The sequence below is a fragment of the Haloprofundus salilacus genome (assembly GCF_020150815.1).
GTDB classification, from domain to species: domain Archaea; phylum Halobacteriota; class Halobacteria; order Halobacteriales; family Haloferacaceae; genus Haloprofundus; species Haloprofundus salilacus.
In genome coordinates, this window is record NZ_CP083723.1 from 1594173 (window position 1) to 1615318 (window position 21146).

23 protein-coding genes and 3 pseudogenes are annotated in these 21146 nt (G+C 65.9%); 13 read left to right on the forward strand and 13 right to left on the reverse strand.

Annotation, left to right across the window (positions count from 1 at the left end; all coding sequences use genetic code 11):
* Nucleotide 1: 1 nt before the first annotated feature.
* Together LAQ58_RS08145 and LAQ58_RS08150 are read right to left on the reverse strand one after the other, a co-directional pair.
* The gene (locus LAQ58_RS08145) at nt 2–1534 is read right to left on the reverse strand and encodes a COG1361 S-layer family protein (RefSeq protein WP_224450102.1); all 1533 of its coding nucleotides are present in this window, start codon (nt 1532–1534) and stop codon (nt 2–4) included.
* 518 nt (nt 1535–2052) lie between these two features.
* Complete coding sequence (locus LAQ58_RS08150) at nt 2053–2757, reverse strand: DICT sensory domain-containing protein (RefSeq protein WP_224450103.1); 705 nt, start codon at nt 2755–2757, stop codon at nt 2053–2055.
* An 83-nt stretch (nt 2758–2840) separates the two neighbouring features.
* Between LAQ58_RS08150 and LAQ58_RS08155 the strand changes: the two genes are divergently transcribed.
* Complete coding sequence (locus tag LAQ58_RS08155) at nt 2841–3800, forward strand: sensor histidine kinase (protein WP_224450104.1); 960 nt, start codon at nt 2841–2843, stop codon at nt 3798–3800.
* Nucleotides 3801–3823: 23 nt separating this feature from the next.
* On the opposite strand, the gene LAQ58_RS08160 is transcribed toward LAQ58_RS08155, so the two are convergent.
* The 3 genes and pseudogenes from LAQ58_RS08160 to LAQ58_RS08170 form a co-directional block, all read right to left on the reverse strand.
* Entirely contained in the window at nt 3824–4381 is a 558-nt protein-coding gene (locus LAQ58_RS08160; RefSeq protein ID WP_224450105.1) for a response regulator, read from the reverse strand.
* 121 nt (nt 4382–4502) lie between these two features.
* A pseudogene (locus tag LAQ58_RS08165) lies at nt 4503–4932 on the reverse strand (DUF7960 family protein).
* 88 nt (nt 4933–5020) lie between these two features.
* Nucleotides 5021–5371 (reverse strand): winged helix-turn-helix transcriptional regulator, encoded by a 351-nt coding sequence (locus tag LAQ58_RS08170; protein WP_224450106.1) that lies wholly within the window; start codon nt 5369–5371, stop codon nt 5021–5023.
* 158 nt (nt 5372–5529) lie between these two features.
* Here LAQ58_RS08170 and LAQ58_RS08175 point away from each other — a divergent pair, with 158 nt between their 5' ends.
* From LAQ58_RS08175 to LAQ58_RS08185, 3 genes are read left to right on the forward strand one after another with little or no spacing between them, the layout of a single operon-like run.
* On the forward strand, nt 5530–5949 hold the full coding sequence (locus tag LAQ58_RS08175) for a DoxX family protein (protein WP_425490704.1): 420 nt from the start codon (nt 5530–5532) through the stop codon (nt 5947–5949).
* A 53-nt stretch (nt 5950–6002) separates the two neighbouring features.
* Entirely contained in the window at nt 6003–6488 is a 486-nt protein-coding gene (locus LAQ58_RS08180; RefSeq protein ID WP_224450108.1) for a VOC family protein, read from the forward strand.
* The gene (locus LAQ58_RS08185; protein WP_224450109.1) at nt 6489–7073 is read left to right on the forward strand and encodes a flavin reductase family protein; all 585 of its coding nucleotides are present in this window, start codon (nt 6489–6491) and stop codon (nt 7071–7073) included.
* Nucleotides 7074–7092: 19 nt separating this feature from the next.
* Here the strand turns inward: LAQ58_RS08185 and LAQ58_RS08190 are convergent, their stop codons facing one another.
* Entirely contained in the window at nt 7093–7434 is a 342-nt protein-coding gene (locus tag LAQ58_RS08190; protein WP_317988545.1) for a polyketide cyclase, read from the reverse strand.
* A 249-nt stretch (nt 7435–7683) separates the two neighbouring features.
* On the opposite strand from LAQ58_RS08190, the gene LAQ58_RS08195 reads away from it, so the two are divergent.
* Complete coding sequence (locus LAQ58_RS08195) at nt 7684–7824, forward strand: DUF7989 family protein (RefSeq protein WP_224450110.1); 141 nt, start codon at nt 7684–7686, stop codon at nt 7822–7824.
* A gap of 27 nt (nt 7825–7851) precedes the next feature.
* Here the strand turns inward: LAQ58_RS08195 and LAQ58_RS08200 are convergent, their stop codons facing one another.
* Nucleotides 7852–8064, reverse strand: coding sequence for a hypothetical protein (locus LAQ58_RS08200; protein ID WP_224450111.1), 213 nt, complete (start codon nt 8062–8064; stop codon nt 7852–7854).
* A gap of 166 nt (nt 8065–8230) precedes the next feature.
* Between LAQ58_RS08200 and LAQ58_RS19070 the strand changes: the two are divergent.
* The 3 genes and pseudogenes from LAQ58_RS19070 to LAQ58_RS19075 all read left to right on the forward strand — a co-directional run.
* A pseudogene (locus LAQ58_RS19070) lies at nt 8231–8353 on the forward strand (ABC transporter ATP-binding protein); the annotation flags it as partial.
* Nucleotides 8354–8368: 15 nt separating this feature from the next.
* A complete protein-coding gene (locus LAQ58_RS08205; protein WP_425490705.1) occupies nt 8369–8836 on the forward strand; it encodes a hypothetical protein in 468 nt (155 codons plus the stop codon).
* A 49-nt stretch (nt 8837–8885) separates the two neighbouring features.
* A pseudogene (locus LAQ58_RS19075) lies at nt 8886–9513 on the forward strand (SDR family oxidoreductase).
* A 46-nt stretch (nt 9514–9559) separates the two neighbouring features.
* On the opposite strand, the gene LAQ58_RS08215 reads toward LAQ58_RS19075, so the two are convergent.
* A complete protein-coding gene (locus tag LAQ58_RS08215; protein WP_224450113.1) occupies nt 9560–10966 on the reverse strand; it encodes a small ribosomal subunit Rsm22 family protein in 1407 nt (468 codons plus the stop codon).
* On the reverse strand, nt 10963–11772 hold the full coding sequence (locus LAQ58_RS08220; protein WP_224450114.1) for a prephenate dehydrogenase/arogenate dehydrogenase family protein: 810 nt from the start codon (nt 11770–11772) through the stop codon (nt 10963–10965). The genes LAQ58_RS08215 and LAQ58_RS08220 overlap by 4 nt, the downstream gene beginning before the upstream one ends.
* Nucleotides 11773–11881: 109 nt before the next feature.
* On the opposite strand from LAQ58_RS08220, the gene LAQ58_RS08225 reads away from it, so the two are divergent.
* A complete protein-coding gene (locus LAQ58_RS08225; RefSeq protein WP_224450115.1) occupies nt 11882–12100 on the forward strand; it encodes a hypothetical protein in 219 nt (72 codons plus the stop codon).
* A 25-nt stretch (nt 12101–12125) separates the two neighbouring features.
* On the opposite strand, the gene LAQ58_RS08230 is transcribed toward LAQ58_RS08225, so the two are convergent.
* Entirely contained in the window at nt 12126–13298 is a 1173-nt protein-coding gene (locus tag LAQ58_RS08230) for an MFS transporter (protein WP_224450116.1), read from the reverse strand.
* 105 nt (nt 13299–13403) lie between these two features.
* Between LAQ58_RS08230 and LAQ58_RS08235 the strand changes: the two genes are divergently transcribed.
* A complete protein-coding gene (locus LAQ58_RS08235; protein WP_224450117.1) occupies nt 13404–14402 on the forward strand; it encodes an NAD-dependent epimerase/dehydratase family protein in 999 nt (332 codons plus the stop codon).
* A 47-nt stretch (nt 14403–14449) separates the two neighbouring features.
* Nucleotides 14450–15295 (forward strand): SDR family oxidoreductase, encoded by an 846-nt coding sequence (locus tag LAQ58_RS08240; protein ID WP_224450118.1) that lies wholly within the window; start codon nt 14450–14452, stop codon nt 15293–15295.
* Nucleotides 15296–15365: 70 nt separating this feature from the next.
* Here LAQ58_RS08240 and LAQ58_RS08245 read toward each other — a convergent pair whose 3' ends face one another.
* Nucleotides 15366–16199: a M48 family metalloprotease gene (locus LAQ58_RS08245; RefSeq protein ID WP_224450119.1), complete on the reverse strand. Its 834-nt coding sequence runs from the start codon at nt 16197–16199 to the stop codon at nt 15366–15368.
* 78 nt (nt 16200–16277) lie between these two features.
* The gene (locus tag LAQ58_RS08250; protein ID WP_224450120.1) at nt 16278–17456 is read right to left on the reverse strand and encodes a M24 family metallopeptidase; all 1179 of its coding nucleotides are present in this window, start codon (nt 17454–17456) and stop codon (nt 16278–16280) included.
* 170 nt (nt 17457–17626) lie between these two features.
* On the opposite strand from LAQ58_RS08250, the gene aroA reads away from it, so the two are divergent.
* Nucleotides 17627–18922 (forward strand): 3-phosphoshikimate 1-carboxyvinyltransferase, encoded by a 1296-nt coding sequence (gene aroA, locus LAQ58_RS08255; protein ID WP_224450121.1) that lies wholly within the window; start codon nt 17627–17629, stop codon nt 18920–18922.
* 214 nt (nt 18923–19136) lie between these two features.
* Here the strand turns inward: aroA and LAQ58_RS08260 are convergent, their stop codons facing one another.
* Complete coding sequence (locus LAQ58_RS08260) at nt 19137–19628, reverse strand: DUF6653 family protein (RefSeq protein WP_224450122.1); 492 nt, start codon at nt 19626–19628, stop codon at nt 19137–19139.
* Between the two features lie 213 nt (nt 19629–19841).
* Between LAQ58_RS08260 and aroC the strand changes: the two genes are divergently transcribed.
* Nucleotides 19842–20999 carry a chorismate synthase gene (gene aroC / locus LAQ58_RS08265; RefSeq protein WP_224450123.1) on the forward strand — a complete coding sequence of 386 codons (1158 nt, stop codon included), beginning with the start codon at nt 19842–19844 and terminating at the stop codon, nt 20997–20999.
* Nucleotides 21000–21146: the final 147 nt, after the last annotated feature.

Below are 21146 nucleotides of genomic sequence, written 5' to 3' on the forward strand. Positions count from 1 at the left end.
CTCAGACGCCGCCGTTGCGTCGGCGGTACAGTACCGCGCCGACGCCGAGAACGGCGACAGCGCCGACGCCGAGGAGCGTCAGCGAGACGTTACCGCCGTCGTCGCCGGTCACCTCGACGGGCAGTTGGTACGTGTCCGACAGTTGGCTGTCGCCGGAGGCGTCCTCGTACCGGAAGTCCATCTGGACGGGGTACGTCTTCGCCAGCGCGTCGCCGCCGACGCTGACGCCGAAGACGAGTTCCGCGCTCTCGCCGGGCGCGAGTTCGTCGACGTACGCCTCGCTGCTGTCGGCGGAGATGGGCGAGTCCGGGAATATCTTCGCCGAGATCTCGCGGAGCGGTTCGTCGCGTTCGTTCGTCACCTCGACGACGAGTTCGCCGCTCTCGCCCGCCGCGAACGTCGCGTTGACGCCTTCGAGGTCGAACTCGTCTCGTTGCTCGCCGATTTCGACGCGCACGTCGAGCGGATCGCTCGTGTGCTGGGTACCGTCGGCGTTGCGGTACTTCGCTTCGAGCGAGAACTGCCGCGGCCCGGCGTCGGCGTTGTCGGTTACTTCCGTCGAAAAGTCGAACTCGGCGCGCTCACCCGGGTCGAGCGTGCCGACGGCATACTCCGTCTCGACGGGATTGACGTTCGAGTTCTGGCTCTCGAAGACGAGGACGACGTTGCGGGCGGGCGTCTCGCCAGTGTTGACCAGTTCGCCCGACAGCGTTCCCTCCTCGCCGACGTACAGCGAGCCTTCGACGTTTTCGAGAGCGAACGACTGCTCGGGAAGCGGCGTCACGCCAAAGGAGACGGGCGACGTCTCGGCGCTCTCGCCGTTTCCGTTCTCGTACTCGGTGGTCGCGCGCATCGTGTACGGCTCCGGGTTCGCGTTGTTCGCGACGTTCACGTCGTACTGTAGCGTCCGGGTCTCGCCGGGTTCCCACTGTTCGACGAATCGACTGGCGGACTCGCTCTCGCCGAAACGGACGTCGGCGCTCGCCGTCTGCACCGTCACCGAGGCGTTTCGGGCGACGCTATCGCCGACGTTGCGCATCGTGACGTTCATCGTCCCGCTGCCGCCGGCAGGCGCGTCCGTCTCGGTGTCGGTGACGACGAAGCGCGCGCGGTCGTCGACGCGGACGGTCACGTCGACGGTGTCGGTCGTCCGCTCGTCGTTGTCGTACTCGTAGGTCAGTTCGAGTTCGAGGTCGTACGTCCCCGACTCGATGTCGCTGGGGACGCCGATTCTGAAGTCGAGGGTCGCCGGTTGCCCGTCCTGCATCGTGCCGACGAGGCGCGTGCCGGACTTGACGGAGATGGGAGTTCCGCCGGAGTTCAACGTCGCTTTGACGTTACGGGCGTTCCGGACCTGTTCGTCCACGTCGTTCGCGTCGTTGACGAGTTGGACTGAGAGGTTCGACTGTGCGCCCGGCGTGAGCGTGGGTTCGGGGACGTACACCTCGAACCGCGGATCTTCGATGGCTGACACCGTCGCTGGCGTCGTGAGCAGTGCGAGAACGAGAAGAACGCTGAGTGCCTTTCTGCGCATGTGTAGAGTGGTGCCCGGACGGCGACGTCCGACCGGTTCCGGGCGACTCGGTCGGTGTCGGCGCGGATGGCCGACTGACTACGCCGACGGTATTCGCCGAGACTACATAAGTGGTTGTAAATTTCTACAAACTCGTTCGTGGTTCGTTCGAGGGGCATGGCCGTCGGTCAGGACAGATGAGATCTGGTGATACGTTTTGGAGACGAGATTACTCGCCGGAGGACGCCTCTAGGGGCCGTTCGTCCGACGAAGCACGGTGAGTCGACCAAAGCGGCCACAAACGTCTCTATTGATACCTCAGTCACACTAAATTCTTAGCCAAATCGCTGATACACGTAGCGTGACAGATACAGAGTAGGCGAGCGGAAGGCATTCCCAGAAACGCTCGCCTGATTTCGCGACCTGAAAGGGTGGTGTGTCAGGGAAGTCCACGAGATTCCGCAGTGGTGTGTCAGCCTTTACGTTTTCTCGTGGGGTCGAACCGCTCGATCTTTGCTAGTGATCCGTCACGAACGGCACTACGAAGCCGCGGCGTACTGCGTACCAAGGTAGTCGAGTATTGCGTCGACGATGGACGAGTCGTAGGTCCAGAAGCCGTAGAACCGCCGGTCACCGCGCTCTTCGGCCAGGAGCGCGCACTTGTCGCTGGCGACGTCGCCGCCGTCGTACGCGACGAACCACGAGTTCGCGATCTCCGCGCTGTCGACGATGTGCGGCGTCACGCCGTCGATCTCGGCTATCGAGTCGCCCGAGGCGACGTAGACGTGGACGTCGAGTTCAGTGCCCCCGAGTCGACGGTACACCTCCGACTGGGCTTCGAGCGCTTCGACGCGCTGGAACCCGGCGCGGAGCGTTCCCTTCTTCGACCGCCAGGCGCGGTCCTCTATCTCCCTCGATGCGGCCAGCATCTGCCCGACGTCGTACGACGCGAACGTCGTCCTGTCGAGATGTTCGAGAAGCGCGCTGAAGGCGGTTCGCTCACCGACGTCGTGCCGCACCGGCATCGTCAACGACGCCAGGTCGACGGCGGTGAGTACGTCGTCGCCCTCGCTCAGCACCGCAAACCCCTCCGGCCCGACGGTCGCGCTACCCTCGCGAACCGTCACCCGCTGGGAGGCGAAGTACTCCGCCAGTTCGTCGACGACGGCTGAAGACGGGGGGTCGAACACCGTCAACGTCTTCTCCCGACTTTCGACGCCGTCTATCACCGCTCTCAGTGACATACCTCCCGTTCTCTCTCGGGGGTAAATGATTTGGTTAGCCTGAGTGACAAGAGATATATCCACTGAGCGTAACGTCACTATAGATGACAGTGCCGCTCGCGCAGACCGGGACCGACGTCCGTCGAGTCGTCGTCCTCGATCGTGACGGGGTCGCCGACCGGTTCGCGGAGGCGCTCCGGGGGTCGGCCGCCGGCGTCGAAATCGTCGACGACGCCCCGTCGGCGCTCGCGGCGCTCGACGACACCGTCGGCTGTTTCGTCGTCGTCGACGACGGGGCGCTGCTGACGTCGCCGTCGGAGATTTTCTCGCTGGCCCGGGCGCGTTCGACCGCGCCGGGACTGTTCGTGAGCGACGAGACGGCCGCGCTTCCGCCAGGCGTCGAGCAGGTTCCGGCCGACGCCTCGCAGGCGACGACGCGGGTCCGGCGTGCGCTCCTCGACGCCGCTACGAACGACGTGCCCGAGTCGACGTCCGTGGATTCGCTCGGCGCGTACGGGTCGACGATCAGCCATGAACTCGGCAATCAGTTGATGAAACTTGACTTCGTGGCCGAATCGGTGGACGCCGACGACGACGTGGTGCAACTCGACGCCGTGCTGAAGCGTCTGCGTCGACTGGCCGAGGAGGCCGAAGCGGTCGGCCGCGGCACCGCCTCCCCGGAGACGGTCGACCTCGAAGACGTAGCGACGGAGGCGTGGGAGCGCGTCGACGCCGACGACGCCGAACTGCTCGTGGAGACCGATCGCTCGCTCGAGGCCGACCCCTTGTTGCTGGCGCTGTTTCTGGAGAACGTGTTCCGAAACGCCGTCCGCCACGGCGGGCGCAACGTCACCGTCCGCGTCACCGAGACGCTGCAGGGCTTTGCCGTCGCCGACGACGGGCCGGGCTTTCCGGAGGATGCACGCCTGTTCGAGTGGGGCCACACCACCGGCAACGGCTCCGGGACCGGTCTCGGCATCGTCGCCCGTATCGCCGACGCCCACGGGTGGACCGTCACCGCGTACAACGACGAGGGCGCGACGCTCGACGTACGGACGGAGTAGCGACCGACGGGACGAAAGGAACGTTACGAGGTGTCGGTCGGACCGAGGGCGACGGCGTAGCTCTCCGCACCGAGTTCCTCCAACTGATCGGTCGTCTGTCGCCGCAGTTTCGCGAGACGGCGTTGGAGAAGCTGGTAGTTCGAATCCGACTCCAGTTGTCGGGCGTCGTGTTCCGTCTCCAAAAGCGCGACCTTCGAGGCGACGGCGAAGAACTCCTGTAACTGCGAGTCGTACGTCGCACGGGTCAGCAGGCTCTCGACCGTCGCGAAGAGGTCGTCGCGACGGACGGGTTTGATGAGATACTCGTCGAACGGCATCTCCGCGACCTCTGTGGTGGGGTCGACGGCCGTCACCATCGCGACCTGCGGCGGGTTTTCGCGCTCGTACAGCGCGGCGAGCACCTCGTCGCCCGACATGCCGGGCATTCGGCGGTCGAGCAACACCGCGTCGGCTTCGTCGGCGAGGTCGAGTGCCTCGGTCCCGCTCGTGGCGGCCAGCACGCGATACCGGCTCCGCAGGCGCTCGGCGTGACCGTGCGCGATGTCCGGGTCGTCGTCGACGACGAGTACGGTGTGATCCATGATACGCCTCTCTTTACCGAGATTGTTTCTTCAAGTAATTTAATATTTTGGTAATACATCACAGTCGTCGATACTGACGATATCGTCAGACGGCGGCTCTAAAATCGGAAGTCGGTCGCCGTCAGGAGAGGGCGACGCCGAGATCTTCGAGCGCCCACTGGACGACTTTCGCCTCGACGACCGCCCGCGGCTCGGCGTCGTCGTCGGCCAGCGCGCGGTCGCTCTTCGCGAGCAGTCGGCGCTCGGTTTCGGTCTGGTCGGGTTCGTCGCGCGTCGCGTTCAACAATGCCTCGAAATCCTCCCGCAGGTCGAAGGAGGCGTAGGCGACGTTACAGCGGGGCAGCGGACTCATACCGATTCGACACGAGGTCGGTCACCGTCTCCCAGTCGGAGGCGCAGAAGTGAATCGACACCTCGCCGACGATGTCGCGCCACGCGATTGGGCCGCCGTTCCGCATCAGCGTCACCGCTCGCGGCGGGAGGTCGAGTCGGGTGACGGTCTCCGGCGTACCGCAGAGGCAACACGGTTTCTCGATTTTGCCCGTGTACATACGCGTCGTTGGGACTGCTCGGATTTGGACGTGTCGAGAGAACGGGACGGCGGTCACCCTCGTTCTTCGTCGCGTCACTCACCCGCCGTCACTGCGCCGGCGACTCGGCGTCAGCGGCGAGCCACTCGTCGGCCCACGACTCTATTTCCTCGAACACCGGGCAGAGCGACTGTCCCTTCGGGGTGAGACTGTAGTACGTCGCCACCGGCGCGTCTTCCTCCAGTCGACGGTCGACGAACCCCATCTCGCGGAGGTCGTCGAGCACGCGCGAGAGCGTGCGCGAACTCGCGTCGGTCGAGCGTTTCAGTTCGTTGAACCGCTTCTCTCCCTCTTGGAGGTCGTGCAGAACGATGAGTCGCCACTGCGAGCCGATCTGTTCGAGCGAGTCGATGACCGGACAGACCGCCAGCGGCTTCTCGGTGTCGAGTTGGGATGACATCGGTGTTACCTGGTCACGTCTATGTCCGCGAACGGATATATAGGTTCGTATCAAACACCAGGTAACGTGATGCAACCACGTTTCACCACGATAGCAGAAACGGCGGACCGTTCACTGACCGACATCGGCGAGATGCCGGAGGGCAACCGATGACGCTGCTGCAGAGCGCCGTCGCCTTCGACGGGGCCGCCGCGGGACTTGCGTTCCTTCTCGGCCGCGTCCTCTTCGGCGCGGTACTCGCGTTCAACGGGCTGAACCACTTCCTCAACGGCGACCAGATGGTCGGCTACGCGCAGGCCAAGGGCGTTCCCGCGCCCGGACTGGCCGTCCCGTTCACGGGGGGGATGTTGCTGTTCGGCGGCATCGGCATCGCCGTCGGCTTGCTCCCGACGCTCGCCGCCGGGGCGCTCGTCGTCTTCCTGCTCGTGACGACGCCGTTGATGCACGACTTCTGGGCCGCGCCCGAGGGGCAACAGCAGAACGAGATGATAAACTTTCTGAAGAACGTCGCCATGCTCGGCGGCGCGCTCGTGTTCCTCGCGCTCGGCGCGGTCGGATCGTGGCCGTACGCGCTCTGAACGACCCCGAATCGCCAGTACCGTTAACCGAGCTTCACCCTAACAAACCACCAATGACCGACGCACCACCGACCACCGGACTGCACCACGTGACGAATATCTGCACCGACATAGAGGAGACCAAGGCGTTCTACGAGGACGTCCTCGGCTGGCACACGGTGAAGATGACCCAGAACTACGACGACCCGGGGACGCCGCACTACTACTTCTCCTCGACGCCGGAAGGAGAGCCGGGAACGAACGTCACCTACTTCGAGTACCCCGACTCGCGCGGCGTCCCCGGCCCGGGGGCGAGCCACCACTTCGCCTTCGGCGTCGAGGACAGAAAAACCCTCGAAGAGTGGCGCGAACACCTCGTCGACCACGGGGTGCGCGTCTCGCAGATGAAAAACCGGACGTACTTCGAGAGCATCTACTTTACCGACCCCGACGGCCTCGTCTTTGAACTCGCCACGATGGGACCGGGCTTCACCTACGACGAGGACGAACCCGGAAGCGGCGAAATCGACCCGTTCGAGAAGGGCTACGGGGGCGATTGAATGGAGGGCGCTCCCGACGCGTTCGGCTCTCCCTATCGGTTGCTCGCCGGTTCAGTGGTCCCGCGCCCCATCGCGTGGGTGAGCAGTCGCAGCGAGGACGGCGTCGACAACCTCGCACCGTACAGTTTCTTCAACGTCGTCACGCCCGACCCGCCGGTCGTGATGTTCTCGCCGGTCGGCGTCGGCGAAGACAGAAAAGACACGACAGAGAACGTCCTCGCCACCGAGGAGTTCGTCGTCCACATCGTCACCCGCAACCTCGCGGAGGCGATGAACGAGACGAGCGCGACGCTCGAACGCGGCAACAGCGAATTCGATCACGCGAAGTTAGAGAAGGTAGAGGCAACTACCGTCGACGTCGCCCGGGTCGCCGACGCGAAAGTCGCCTTCGAGTGCCGCCTCTACGACGCCCAGGAAGTGGGCCGGTCGACGATGATACTCGGCGAAGTCGTCCACGCCCACGTCGCCGACGAACTGCTCACCGACGGGAAGATGGACGTGACGAACCTCGACGCCGTTGGCCGTCTGTCGGGCAGTCAGTACGCGACGACCGACGAGCGGTTCTCGCTCGAACGACCGCCGTGAGTCTCCGCCCCACGTTCACTCAGACGACGAGTCGCTCGATTCGTCGCAGCGCGCTCGCGCAGACGACGCAGTAGCCGGCACCGACGAGCGGTATCTCGAAGCCGACGCGACATCGATTCTCGCAGATCGGTTCGAGGCGGTGGCCGATCGCCGGAACGCCCGCGACGCGCCACGTCCAGCGGTACCGCCCTCTCCCCTCGTCGGCGTCGAACGACTCCACCTCGAACGGTACCCGAACGCCGAGAGCGGCGACGCGGAGGTTCCGGTCGTCCCCGCCCGAATCCGCGCGTCCTGGGGGTCGACCGCCGCGACGGTCGGTCCCCAGTCGGGTCAGTGACGCGTCTCGACGAGCAGGCTCCACACCCGGTCGGCAGGGGCGTCGACAACGCGACTGACGACGAGGCGAAACCCGTCCGGCGTTCATCGGACCGTCGCCTCGCTTCGGGTCACGGCCTCCCTTCGACCACCGGTCGGAAAGCCCCGTCATCGGGCCGTTAGCGTCAGACTATCGCGACAGTAGGAGTCGATATAAGGACATAAGTATGGTATTGAGTGTTATTATTTCCTCCTGGAAAGCGTTAAGACGGGTGACTGGCTACCGTGGCGCAAGATGTCACGGAGCACCGACGCACGAGACGGAAAGAAACGAACGATGAAAGACGTGAGCCACACGGCACCGAACGGCGTCTCCGCGGACGACGTCTGGCGACGTGGCGGGAATCGAAGCGAGCAGGACCGAGACGACGACTGAACGCGAGCGGACGCGGCTATCCGGTTCTCACTCTGCGAAAACGACCAGGTACATCGCCCCGGCGACTCCGCCGGCCAGTATCGCGACGCCGAGCACGGCGAACACGCCGACGAGCACCGTCGTTCCGAGCAACCCCGGCCCCAACACCGAGAGGATAGCCGCCGCTGCGAAGCAGACGAGCGCGATCGCTCCGGTGATGAGCAGCGTCGAGCGCGGCGTCAGGTTCTCGCCGTATCCCACACCGTCCACCACGACGTTTACCGTAGTAAAGGGTCGCACGAGTGAACAACTCGACATATTCTGCCGGCCAATCGCCTGTAACGTATCTTAGCTGCAGCAAGTCCGATGATAGAAGTCTCCCGAAACACTCAATAATTTTATCACGTCGTTGTGCTTCGACTCGTTCGTGATAACAGTCGAGGACCTCAGAAAGGAGTACGGCGGGTTCGTCGCCGTCGAGGGGAGTTCGTTCGAGGTCGGCGAGGGGGAAATATTCGGCGTCGTCGGGCCGAACGGGGCGGGGAGGACGCTCGTCGTCGACTCAGTGACCGAGGAGTTCGAGCGCGGCACGCTCGAACTTCTCCGCGTCGCGCCGCTGTCGTTGACCGACATCGTCGACGGCAAACTGCTGGTGGCGGCGGGTCTCGCCCCCGCGCAGGCGGTGCTGTGGCTCGCGGTGATCTCGCTCAACGGGACGGCCGTCTCGGGGATCGAACAGCTACTCGCGCTCGTCGCCGCGCTGGCGGTGCTCGCGTCGGGGCTCGGCGTCGTCGTCTCGCTTCTCACCGAAGAGCGGCGGACCGCACAACTGCTCTACTCGCTCGGGCTGCTCGTCGCCTTCGCCGGGGCGACGCTTTCCCCCCTGAGCCCGACGAACGTCGTCGCGCGCCTCGCCATCGGGAGCGCCGACGCGACCGTGACCGCCGTCGTTGCCGGCAACGTTGTCCTCGCCGTCGTCGCCTACGGCGGGGTTCGATCGGTGGTCGAACGAGCGGAATCGGCGAACGTCTAACCGCGTCGACAGGGCCGATTCTTTGCAACTGCGGACCGTCGTCTCCCCCGTGCGAATACTCATCGCAGGCTCTCACGGGGGAGTCGGAACGCGCGTCACCGACCTGCTGAGCGAGAGCGATCATGAGGTGAGGGCGATGGTTCGGGACGAGGGGCAGGTCCCCGAGATGGAGGCGTACGGCGTCGAGGCGGTAGTGGCCGAGCTCCGGGACGACGACGACGTGGAGCGTGCGGTCTGCGGCTGCGACGGAGTGCTGTTCGCTGCGGCTCCAGCGGCGAGGACGTCGAGGGCGTCGACCGAGACGGGGCGATTCGGACGATAGACGCCGCCGAGGAGTTCGGCGCGTCGCGCTACGTGATGCTCAGCGCGATGAACGCCGACGACCCCGAGTCGAGCCCCGGCGAACTCCGCGACTACCTGGAGGCCAAGGCGGCGGCCGACCGCTACCTCCGCGAGAGCGACCTCGAATACACCGTCGTTCGGGAGCGCTGACGAACGAGGAGGGAACGGGGAGAATCGACGCGAGCGACAAACTCGACGAACGCGGCGAAATCACCAGAGACCACGTCGCGGAGACGCTCGCGACCGCGTTCGAAGTCGAGAACACCCGCGGAAAGACGTTCGAGATTCTTGCCGGCGACGACCCAATCGAGACGGCGCTGGAGAACCTCGACTGAGAGGGCGAGCGCGCCGGGTCGTCAGCGTCTCTTCGTCCGCTCGCGGTCAGGGCGCGACGATTTCGACGACCGTCTCCGCGTCGACGACGAGGTTGTACGCCGCTTCGTCGTCGTTCCACAGGCAGAGCACGTTCTCGAAGCCGAGAATCGCGCCGTACTCGGCTTCCGAGAGCTCGCGGTTCAGCGTCGACTCCCGCGTCAGCACGGCGTAGTGGTCGACCGACTGGCTGCCGTCACCGATCTTGAACACGGGGTTTCTGTCCTCGCCGTCGGCGAGATTTTGGCTGAGTTTCACCGCCAGGAGGTCGATGCGGTCGGTGACGTGGTTCTCCATGTCGGCCATCCGCGCGTGGCGACTCCGGTCGGCGCGCAAGTCGACGCGGCGTTTTCGGTCCTTTCGGAGGACGCTGTAGGAGAACTGCACCGACGTTTTCGCGAACGTGCCGTCGCCCTCGCCGCCTTCGTCGAGTCGGCGCTGGAACGCCGGCATCTCGACGTTGGGGCGCACGTCGAACGACCACCCGCGGTCGGAGGGCGTCATGCCCGGCCACAGGCGCAGCGTCGGCGAGTAGACGGTCGCGCCTGTCTCGGATTCGACGGCGCGTTCGACTTCCCGGAGCCCGATGCTCGTGTTGCGATCGGCGGGCGCGAGCGCGACGACCGACCCGTCGTCGGCCAGCGCGTCGAGATACCGCCGCACGACCGAAACGGGGTCGTCGAGTTCGCTGAGCACGTTGCCAAACAGCACGAGGTCGGCCTCGCCGAGCGCGTCGACGTCGAACGCCTCGGCCGTCTCGCGGTGAATCGTCGTCCGGAAGTTCTCTCGCGTCTCGCCGAGCAGTCGGTCGAGCACGTTGGCGGCGGGACTCGGTTCGAGCGCGTGGTAGTCGACGAGACTGTCGTCGGGGAGGTAGTCGTGCATGCCGAGCGCCGGGCCACCGACGCCCGCGCCCACGTCGACGACGCGGAGTTTCCTCGGCAGCAGACCGTTCTCGGCGAGGTCGGCAAGCACGTAGCCCACCTCGGCGTAGTAGTCGGCGAGGTGGTAGACGGCGTACCCGAGCGCCGCCGTCTCGTCGTACTCGACGTCGTTCTGGTAGTAGTAGTCCTCTTTCAGCCGGCGAACGGCCTCGCGGAGTTCGTCTCCAGACGCTCCCGTGTGCCAGTTCGCGCCGTAGCGCTCGACGAGCAGGTCCTCGACCGCAAAGGAGTAGCTCTCGGGGATCGCCTTCGGCCGCCAGTCGCGGGCTGGGACGGGCGCGTTGTCGACGGGGACGAACGTGCCGTTGTCCTGTTCGACCAGACCGAGGTCGAACGCCTCCTCGCGGAGCGTCTGCTTGACGACGGCCGGGTGCGGGTAACCTTCGACGTACTCGGCGATCTCCTCGGGGTCGATGGGTCGGACGTTCCGGAGGTACTTCGCGTTCGAGACGACGGCCTCGCGCTCGGTCATCGCTCGTCACCGCCGTTCGACGCGCGCTCGGCCGAGTTCTCCTCCGCTCCGTCGAGCGTTTCGGCGAGGTCTGCCACCCGATGTCGGCCCGCTTCCCGGTACAGCCGTTCGAACGCCTCGCCGTCGGCGTCGGCGACGCGGGTGGCCGCCTCGGCGACGCTCGACGCGCCTTCGAACGTCTCCTGAATCTCCGCGTACACGCGGGGGGTGCCGCCGGTGACCGTGTCGACGACGTCGTCCAGCGCAGCGGAGACGGGCGTCGCGAACTCGTCGCGCACGTCGTCGGCGGCGAGCGCGTAGGCGAGCACCGCGGCGTGCGCACCGGCCTGCACCGTCTGCATCGCCTCGTCGTGTTCGTCGGCAGTCGTCTCGAAGACGTTGTTTCCGGCGGCCGCGAACGCCGAGGCGAGACGGTCGAGCGTCGGTCCGCCATCGTCGATGACGGCGGCGACGTTGCCCGGTGCGTTCTCTGGGGCGAATAAGGGGTGGTAGCTCGCGCGTTCGCGGTCGGGGGCGTGCTCGCGTAGCGCCGCGAGCGGTCCGGCCATCGACCCGGTCACGTCGAAGACGGCGCTGTCGGCGTTCGGTGCGAACTGGGCGGCGGCCGCCTCGACGGCCGAGATGGGGACGGCGAGGCAGACGGCGTCGAACCGTTCGTCGGTATTGGCGATGACGACGCGGCCGCCGTGGGCCGTCGCCGCCGCCTCGGCCGCCTCGGAGTCGATGTCGGCGAACGCCACCTCCGCCGAGAGGGTGTCGGCGACCCATCGACCCATCGACCCGGCACCGACGATGAGCAGTTTCATTGCGAGTTCGTTGCCAGCGGCGTCGCAAAAGGCGTTCGATGCCGTCTGTACTGAACGCGAACCTGTTATCCGAGTAACCCTTATTACATACGTGAGAGACCTTTACGGTATGAGAGACACGAGAGCCGAGGACGCCAGACGGCGAAAGCTCGGAGCGACCGTATTTGCCCTGTTGGCCGTCGTCGCGTTCGTCAGCCCGTTTCTCGCGGGTACGCACGCCCTCTGGATAGCGTTCGGGGTCGGGACCGGCGTCGTCCTACTGGTCGTCTCGCTCACTATCGCGACGGATTCTGACCTGAACGGACCACCGCCTCAGCGAATCGGCTGACCACTCTTTTTCGCGAATCCCGCCCTCACAGCCCCAACTTCAGCGCCCGATTTACCGCGAGCACGGAGAAGCCGAGAGCCATCACGGCGACGAGCAGGCCGACGGCGACGGCCCACCCCGCCGCGTCCGAGAGTGCGCCCACGACGAGACTCCCCGTCGCGCCCAACAGCATGTACACCGTCCGGACGAGGCCGAACCCCGCGCCGCGCTCGTCGGCGGAGAGTTTGTCGATGAAGCGCGACTGAATCGGCGCGCCCCAACTCATCGCCACGCCGACCATGCACGCGCCGAGAGCGAAGACGGGGAGCGTCGACCCCTCAACGAGCGTGGCGTAGCCGAGCACGCCGAGGCCCATCGACAGCGAGGCGGCGGCATCGCGGTCGAATCGGTCCGAGAGGTATCCCATCACCGGTTGTGTCGCGCCGTGGACGACGAAGTACAAAGAGAACAGCGCGCTCGCCGTCGCCGTCGAGAGGTCGTGGTACGCGACGAGAAACGTCGGCAGGAACGACGCCGTCGCCTGCCACGTGAACGCGCCGGCGACGGCGAGGATGGTGGTATAGACGATCTCGGGCCGAGAGAGCAGTTCGAAAAGCGGTGCGAGCGCGAACCGCTCGTGCATCGGTTGCTCGGGGCGCTCGGGCGTCGTCGGGGCGACGCGGCGCTCGAACAGCAGAAACACCGGAATCGCGGCGACGGCGCCGAGTAACATCGCGGTGCGCCAGTCGTAGCGCGCGGCGACGAGCGCGGCGATGACCGGAACCGAAAGTCCCGCCAGCGGTCCGCCGGCGACGTGGACGCCGATGGCGCGACCAATGTTCGAGAACTGCTTGGAGATGAACGTCGTGGCGACGCTGTAGTGCAACCCCGCCCCCGCGCCGAGCGCGACAGTGAACAGCGCGAACGTCGGAAACGACGGCGAAACGGCGAGGAAGAGGCTCGCCACTGCGGTGAGACCGACGGCCGCGAGGATGACGCGGCGCTCGCCGAACCGGTCGCCGAGGACGCCGCTCGGAAACTGCATCGTCGCGTACGCGGCCCACATCCCGGCGAGCGCGAGACCGACCGCCCCGTTCGACACCCCGAACTCGTCGGTGATGGCGGGGACGACCGGACTGATGGCGAGGCGCGCGACCATGGTCGCGAAGAACGCGAGCGTACAGAGGACGAGCACCGTGTTCCGGTAGCGCCAGTTCACGCCGAGGATTGTCGGTACCGGCGCAAGTGGGTTCTGATAGCGGAATTTCAGGCGACAGCCTGTAATTCGAGCAACATTTTTGCCTGTGCGTTCGGCCCCACTCCTATGCGCGTATTCGTAGCCGGTGCGACAGGCGTGTTGGGGCAACGGCTCGTCTCGCAGTTCACCGAGAGCGGACACGAGGTGGTCGGACTGACACGGGACGCCGAGGGCGACGAGCTCGTCGCCGACCGCGGCGGCGAACCGTATCGAGGCGACCTCTTCGATGCGGACTCGCTCGCACTCGCGGCCGAAGGTGCCGACGTAGTCGTCCACGCGGCGACTGCGATTCCGACCGACCCGCGACCGAGCGACGAGGCGTGGGAGCGAAACGACCGCGTCCGCCGCGAGGGAACCCGCGCGCTCACGACCGCCGCAGCGTCGGTCGGTGCCGAGCGCTACGTCCAACAGAGTATCGTCTGGGTGGCGGCCACCTCGCGAGGCGACCCGTTCGACGAGTCGTCGCCGCCGCAGCCGACGCGACTCACGCAGTCGGCCGTCGACGCCGAACAGATCGCAATGGCCGCGAGCGACGACGCGTCGTTTTCGACCTCGGTGCTGCGCTGCGGCGTCTTCTACGCGCCGGACGCAGCGCACACTCGACAGTACGCCGAGCGACTCCTACGTCGGCGACTCCCGGCGGTCGGACGCGGACCGCTCGGACGCGGCAAGGTGGTCGTCGCGCCGATTCACGCCGATGACGCCGCGAGCGCGTTCGTCGCCGCCGCCGAGGCGGAGGTGGACGGAATCTGGCACGTCGTCGACGACGAACCCGTGTCAATGCACGAGTTTCTGCGGACGTTCGCCGACTACCTCGACGCGCCGAGACCGCTTTCGGTGCCCGCGTGGGTCGCGCGAGCGGCCGTCGGTTCGGAGACCGTCTCGCAGCTCACCACTTCAATGCCCACGTCGAACGACCCGTTTCGCGAGGCGACCGGCTGGGAGCCGACGCACCCGACGTACCGGAAGGGACTTCGGCAGGTCGTCGACCGGTGGCGCGAGGACGGAACGCTCGAAGAGCTGCGGTCGGGGGTAGCGATGCGGCCGGACGCCGAGCCGTCGTAGCGGGAAGTGACACCAAGAGCCAAGGTCCGGCCGCGAGAACGTGAGCTATGACCGAGAAACCGCTCGAAGGGCGCGTCGCGTTCATCACCGGAACCAGCCGCGGCATCGGCAAGGCGATGGCACTCGCTTTCGCCGACGCCGGTGCCGCCGTCGTCTCGACGGGCAAGACAATGGACGAACACGAACGTCTCCCCGGCACTGTCACGCAGACGACCGAGGAGATACGTGAGCGCGGCGGCGACTCGATCGCCGTCCAACTCGACGTGCGCGACGAGTCGAGCGTTGAGTCGGCCATCGAACGTACCGTCGACGAGTTCGGGGGGCTCGACCTCGTTATCAACAACGCGGGCGCGATTCAGTTCGGCGGCTTCGACGAGATTCCCGCGAATCGCTTCGACCTGCTGATGGACGTCAACGCTCGCGGAGCGTACGTGACGACACGCGCGGCGCTCCCGCACCTCCGCGAGAGCGACCACGCCCACGTCGTGATGAACTCGCCGCCGGCGACGATGGAGCCGTCGCCGGGGAAAGCCGCCTACGCGCTCTCGAAGTACGGGATGACGTTCCTCGCGCGCTCACTCGCCGACGAACTCCGGAGCGACGGCGTCGCCGTCAACAGCGTCTGGCCCGTTTCGGCCATCGAGACGGAGGCGACGCGGCACTTCAACCTCGGTCAGCCGGAAGACTGGCGCACGCCGCAGGTCGTCGTCGACGCGATGCTCGAACTCGTGACGCGCGACCCGGCGGAGTGCACGGGCAACGAGTTCTATGACGAGCAGTTGCTCCGCGAGGCAGGCGTCTCCGACTTCTCGCAGTACGCTGTCGTGGAGGGGACCAATCCCGGTCCGACGTCGGCGCAGCTGTTCGATTCGAGCTACGAGCGGAAAGACTAGCCCAGCGTAGCGTCTCGACGGCGGTGACAGAGGGTTCTCCGTCACTCGTCGGTCAGTTCACTCGATACACTCAGTTCGACAGCTCGGGCGCGAGGCGTTCGATGCGCTTCTCCATCGGTGGGTGCGTCGAGAACAGCGACGAGAGCACGCCGCGTTTCCCACCGAAGATGCACAGCGCGCTCATGTTGTCGCTCACGTCCGGTGCCCGCTCGTGCCGGCCGACGGAGGCGAGTTTCGAGAGCGCCCGCGCGAGCGCCTCCGGATTGCCGGTGTACTCGGCGGCGTCGCTGTCGGCGGCGTACTCGCGTGCCCGCGAGATAGCGAGAACGAATACCATGACGGCCAGTTCGACGATGAGGCTCGCAATCCAACCGAGTACGATGGAGGCGATTCCGTCCTCGAAGAGCACGACGACCCAGTACACGGTCAAGCCGAGCATCGACGCGACGCTCTGTCCGATCAGCAGCATCACCACGTCGCGGTTCTTGATGTGCGCGAGTTCGTGCGCCAACACGCCTTCCAGTTCGTCCTGTTCTAAGAGGTCCATCAGCGTCTCCGAGACGACGACTACGCCCGCGCCGCACCGTCCGACGGCGAAGGCGTTCGGGACGCCCATCTGCCCGACCATCAGTCGAGGTTTGGTGATTCCCATCTCCTCGCTGAGATGCTCGACGGCCCTGTGTATCTCCGAATACTCCGCCTCGGACATCTCCTCGGCGTCGACGCTCCAGAGCGCGATTTTCTTCCCCACCACGTACTGCACGCCGACGAACAGCACGCTTCCGGCGAGCACGATTGGGAGACCGAACCCAATCTGGAACAGGAACCCCGCGAACGCCGCGTAGAAACCGAACAGAACCGTCCCCGCGACGACCATCCGAACTTTCAGTCCAATGTGTCTCATACCTGTCGGTAAATGCGGCAATTAATAACTATTCTGTTTGAATGAATTTCTATCTAACTGACTTCAATCCGTTCGAACTCAGTCGACGACGAGTTCGACGGGGTAGTCGGTGAAGTTCTCGTAGCCGTCCTTGGTGACGACGGCGATGTCCTCGATTCGGACGCCGCCGACCGACGGGTCGTAGAGACCGGGTTCGATGGTGACGACGTGACCGGGTTTCAGTTCCCCGCCGTCGCTGCTGAGTCGCGGGTCCTCGTGGACGTCGAGACCGACGCCGTGGCCGGTGCTGTGGATGAATCCGGTCTCGGTCGTCGGGTCGCTCCGGAACGTCGCGTGCCCGGCGGCCTCGTACACGTCGCAGACGGCGTCGTGTACGTCCTTGCCCGTCGCACCGGGTTCGAGTGCGTCGAAGGCGGCCGCTTTGGCTTCCTCGGTTATCTCGAACCACTCGCGGATCTCCTCAGAGGGTTCGCCCTTGACGAACGTCCGCGTCATGTCGGCGTGGTACTTCGTCGCCTTGCTCCGCGGGAAGATGTCGACGATGATAGACTCGTTCGCCGACAGTGGGCCGCTGCCGCGGTCGTGCGGGTCGGCGGCGTTCTCGCCGCAGGCCACGATGGTCTCGTCGAGCGCGCAGCCTTCACGCAGGAGCGTGATTTCGATCTCCTGCTGGACACGCTCGCTCGTGAGTGGTTCGCCCTCGTAGACCAGCGCGCCGTCGTCGTCGATCTCGGCGGCGCGGATGAGGTCTTCCGCCGCTTTCATCGCAGCCTCGTTCGCCTTCTGGGCGGCGCGGACGTTGTCGACTTCCTCGTCGGTCTTCACCGCGCGGATGTCGCCGAGCACGTCGCGGCTCTCGGCCGTCACGTCGAGTCCCCGTTCGCGGAGACCGTCGGCGGTGCCGAGCGGGAAACGTTCGGGCGCGAGGACGGATTCGACGCCCGCGTCGGCGAGGAATGCGGCGATAGTTCGCGCGCGGCCTTCTCTGGGGCCGTACTCGGCGAGTCGACTTCGGAAGTCGTACTCTTCGAGGCGGAAGACGGCGTCGGCGCGGCTCTCCTTCTTCGCGCGGCCGTACTCCAACCCGCTGACGAGGAGGCGCGTCTCCTCGGGCGAGAACACCGTCACGAACGGGTCGGGCGCGTCGAAGTCCGAGAGGTACAACTGATTGGAGTCGGCGCTGTCGGCGTCGAGAAGGTAGCCGTCGAAGCCCTCGGTTTCGAGGTGCTCGGCGAGCGATGAGAGATCGGGTTCCATGGTTTCGGTGGGACGCCGCGACGGTAAATCGGTTGGCTTCCCGGAAGCGCGCGTGAGCGCCGGAGGGCGCGAGAGCGAGGCGAGCGTCGGTGACGGCGACGGCCGGCGCACCCGATGCGGAATGTCACCGCCTTCGGTACGCTGATACCCGCTCGCACGGACACCGCGGTATGGACGCGGAACTCTCGGAATCTCGGGTGCGCGGCACGGCCCGCGCACCGCCGTCGAAGAGCTACACGCATCGGGCGATTCTCGCCGCCGGCTACAGCGACGGGGCGACCGTCTACGATCCCCTCGTCAGCGCCGACACGAAGGCGACGATGCGCGCCGTCGACGCCTTTGGCGGCGACGTGACGCGCGTCGACAGCCGACTCGAAATCGACGGCTTCGGCGGCCGACCCGGTGTAGCCGACGACGTGGTCGACTGCGCGAACAGCGGCACGACGATGCGCCTCGTTACCGCGTGCGCGGCGCTCGCCGACGGCATCACCGTGTTGACGGGCGACTCGTCGCTCCGCTCGCGGCCGCAGGGACCGCTTCTCGCCGCCGTGTCCGACCTCGGCGGCCGCGCCGAGAGCACCCGCGGCAACGGCCAAGCGCCGCTCGTCCTGAAGGGGCCGATTTCGGGAGGCGAGGTGTCGATTCCCGGCGACGTCTCGTCGCAGTACATCTCGGCGCTGCTGATGGCGGGAGCAGTGACCGAGGAAGGAATCGATATCGAACTCGAAACCCAACTGAAATCCGCGCCGTACGTCGACATCACGCTCGAAGTATTGCGGAGGTTCGGTGTCGATGCCGAGGCGACCGAGGGCGGATTTTCGGTCGCGGCCGGGCAGTCCTACGACCCCGTCGGCGGCGAGTACCGCGTCCCCGGCGACTTCTCATCTATTTCCTATCTCCTCGCTGCAGGCGCCGCCGCCGCCGACGAGAACCACGAGGTCGTCGTCGAGGGCGCGTACCCGAGCGCACAGGGCGACGCTGCCATCGTCGACGTTCTCGAGCAGATGGGCGCGGATATCGGCTGGGACCGCGAGAACGGCCACATCACGGTCCGGAAATCGGCGCTCTCGGGCGTCACCGTCGACGTGGGCGACACGCCCGACCTCCTGCCGACTATCGCGACGCTCGGCGCGGTTGCGGACGGCGAGACGCGCATCGAGAACTGCGAGCACGTCCGCTACAAGGAGACCGACCGAGTGAGCGCGATGGCCGACGAACTGACCGAGATGGGCGCAGTCGTCGAAGAAGAGCGGGACGTGCTGACGGTGAAGGGCGGAGAATCGTCGCTCACGGGTGCGACGGTCGAAGGCTACCACGACCACCGCATCGTCATGGCGCTGTCAGTGGCCGGACTCGTCGCCGACGGGACCACTCGTGTTCGGGGGGCCGAGCACGTCGATGTGTCGTTCCCGGCGTTCTTCGACGTGTTCACCGAACTCGGTGCGGACGTGCGGTTGCGGGAGTAGTGCAACACGCTGGGTGAACTGGTCGGTGCGCTACGCGGTCGAGTTGGCTAATAGACGGCGCGTCGACTGACGTGAACCGGTACGCCGTGGACCCGCCTCGGCCGGTTCGCGGCGATTCCTTAGAGCACGGACGGTCTGGCCCCGTTTCCGTACAAAAACGTTCGGCCGAGTACGACGTCAACCCCCGGCGCCAGAAGCGCGCGGAACCGCCGACTTAGCGCTCGCTGACGCCCGTCCGCCGCCGAATCGCCTCGACCCACCACGTTTTGAACACGAGTATTCCCGCGGTACCGACGACGGTCCCGACGGGCTTTCGTCGAATAGCCGAGACGAGCGCCAAAACTCCAGAGACGGCGTTCACCGCGTTCAGGACGTTCGGGTAACCGAAGCCCGTCGTTCCCTTCCCCTCGCCGAGCCACGCCTCTTCGGCGAGGACGACTTCGCTGAACCAGTTGTCGGTGCGCTCGGGTTCGCCGAACAGCACCGGGTTGACGGTGGTGAAGGCGACGACGGCCGCGAGCAGTCGCCACTTTCGGTGGTAGATTGCGTACATCAACACTGGGGTGACGACGAAGCGCGTTCCTGCACTCCACGGGTTCGAGTGTCTGCGCCAGAACGTCTCTCGGAGTCGCGTGCGCAGTGAGACGGCGGATGCGTCTGCGGAGTTGAGAGAGTCGGCGGCGTCGGCGGGTTCAGTCTCGGTCATGCGAGAGAGTTCAGTCCATGACGGGATGAGCATGCCGTTGATTCGTCGTCGTTCGTAGCCGCCGTTTGCCCCGGTCGTTCCTCTCCGCCGGCCGTCCCTTGCCGTCGGTCGTCCCTCGCTGTCGATCGTCCCCCGCTTTCCGCCGCTCGTTCCCGTCGCCACGCTTGCGCCTTTCTACAAACACTAAATGGCCGCGACACCGACGCTCCGGTAATGAACGGCAACGGCTTCGGGCGACTGTTCCAGTTTTCGACCTACGGGGAGAGCCACGGCGACGCGATGGGCGTCGTCGTCAGCGGCTGTCCGGCGGGCGTCGAACTCGACGAGGAGAAGATTCAGCGCGAACTCGACCGGCGGAAACCCGGCCAGTCGATGATCACGACGAGTCGCGGCGAACCCGACGAGGTGTCCATCCACAGCGGACTTCAAGATGGATATACGACGGGCACGCCCATCGGCATGACCATCGAGAACAAGGACGCGCGCTCTGGCAAGTACGAACCGTTCGTCACCGCGCCACGTCCCTCCCACGGCGACTTCACCTACTCGGCGAAGTTCGGCACGCGCAACTGGGGCGGCGGCGGGCGCTCCTCCGCGCGCGAGACGGTGAACTGGGTCGCCGCGGGCGCGGTCGCCCGACAGGTGCTCGACCAGTCCGAGTACGATGTCCGGATCAAAGCGCACGTCAACAAAATCGGCGACGTCGAAGCGCCCGAGGTGACGTTCGAGGAGATGCTCGAACACGCAGAGGAGAACGAGGTCCGCTGCGCGCACACCGAGACGGCAGAGGAGATGCGCGAACTCATCGACGAGTATCAGAAAGCGGGTGACTCCATCGGCGGGAGCATCTACTTCGAAGCGCGCGGCGTTCCCCGCGGACTCGGCGCGCCGCGCTTCGAGTCGTTCCCCTCCCGACTCGGTCGGGCGATGTTCTCGATTCCGGCGACGACGAGCGTCGAGTACGGTCTCGGCAAGGAGGCCAGCGAGTGGACCGGCCACGACCGAAACGAGGACTGGGAGTTCGACGACGACGGCGACCCGGTGCCGGTCGGCAACAAACACGGCGGTCTGCAGGGCGGCATCACCACGGGCCAACCCATCTACGGCGAGGCGACGTGGCACGCGCCCACGTCGATTCCGAAGGAGCAGACGACCGTCGACTGGGAGACCGGCGAGGAGAAGCAGGTGCAGGTCGTCGGCCGCCACGACCCCGTGTTGCCGCCGCGGGCGGTGCCCGTCGTTGAGGCGATGCTCTGGGTGACCGTGCTGGACTTCATGCTCTTGGCGGGTCGGATTAATCCGGACCGGTTGGACGGGCAGGTTGGCGAGTACGACACCGACTACCACCCGAGCAGTCCGCAGAACGAGTAACGGTCTCGACATTCGTCTAGAAATGAGACTAACTCGGTACTGATAGAAAATTTATCGGCCCGTTCGTCGAATACATTTGTAAACGAGGAACTCGGTTCGTAGTAGTAAACGACGTAAATTTGGGCGAGCGCCGTGCGATTCGGCAAT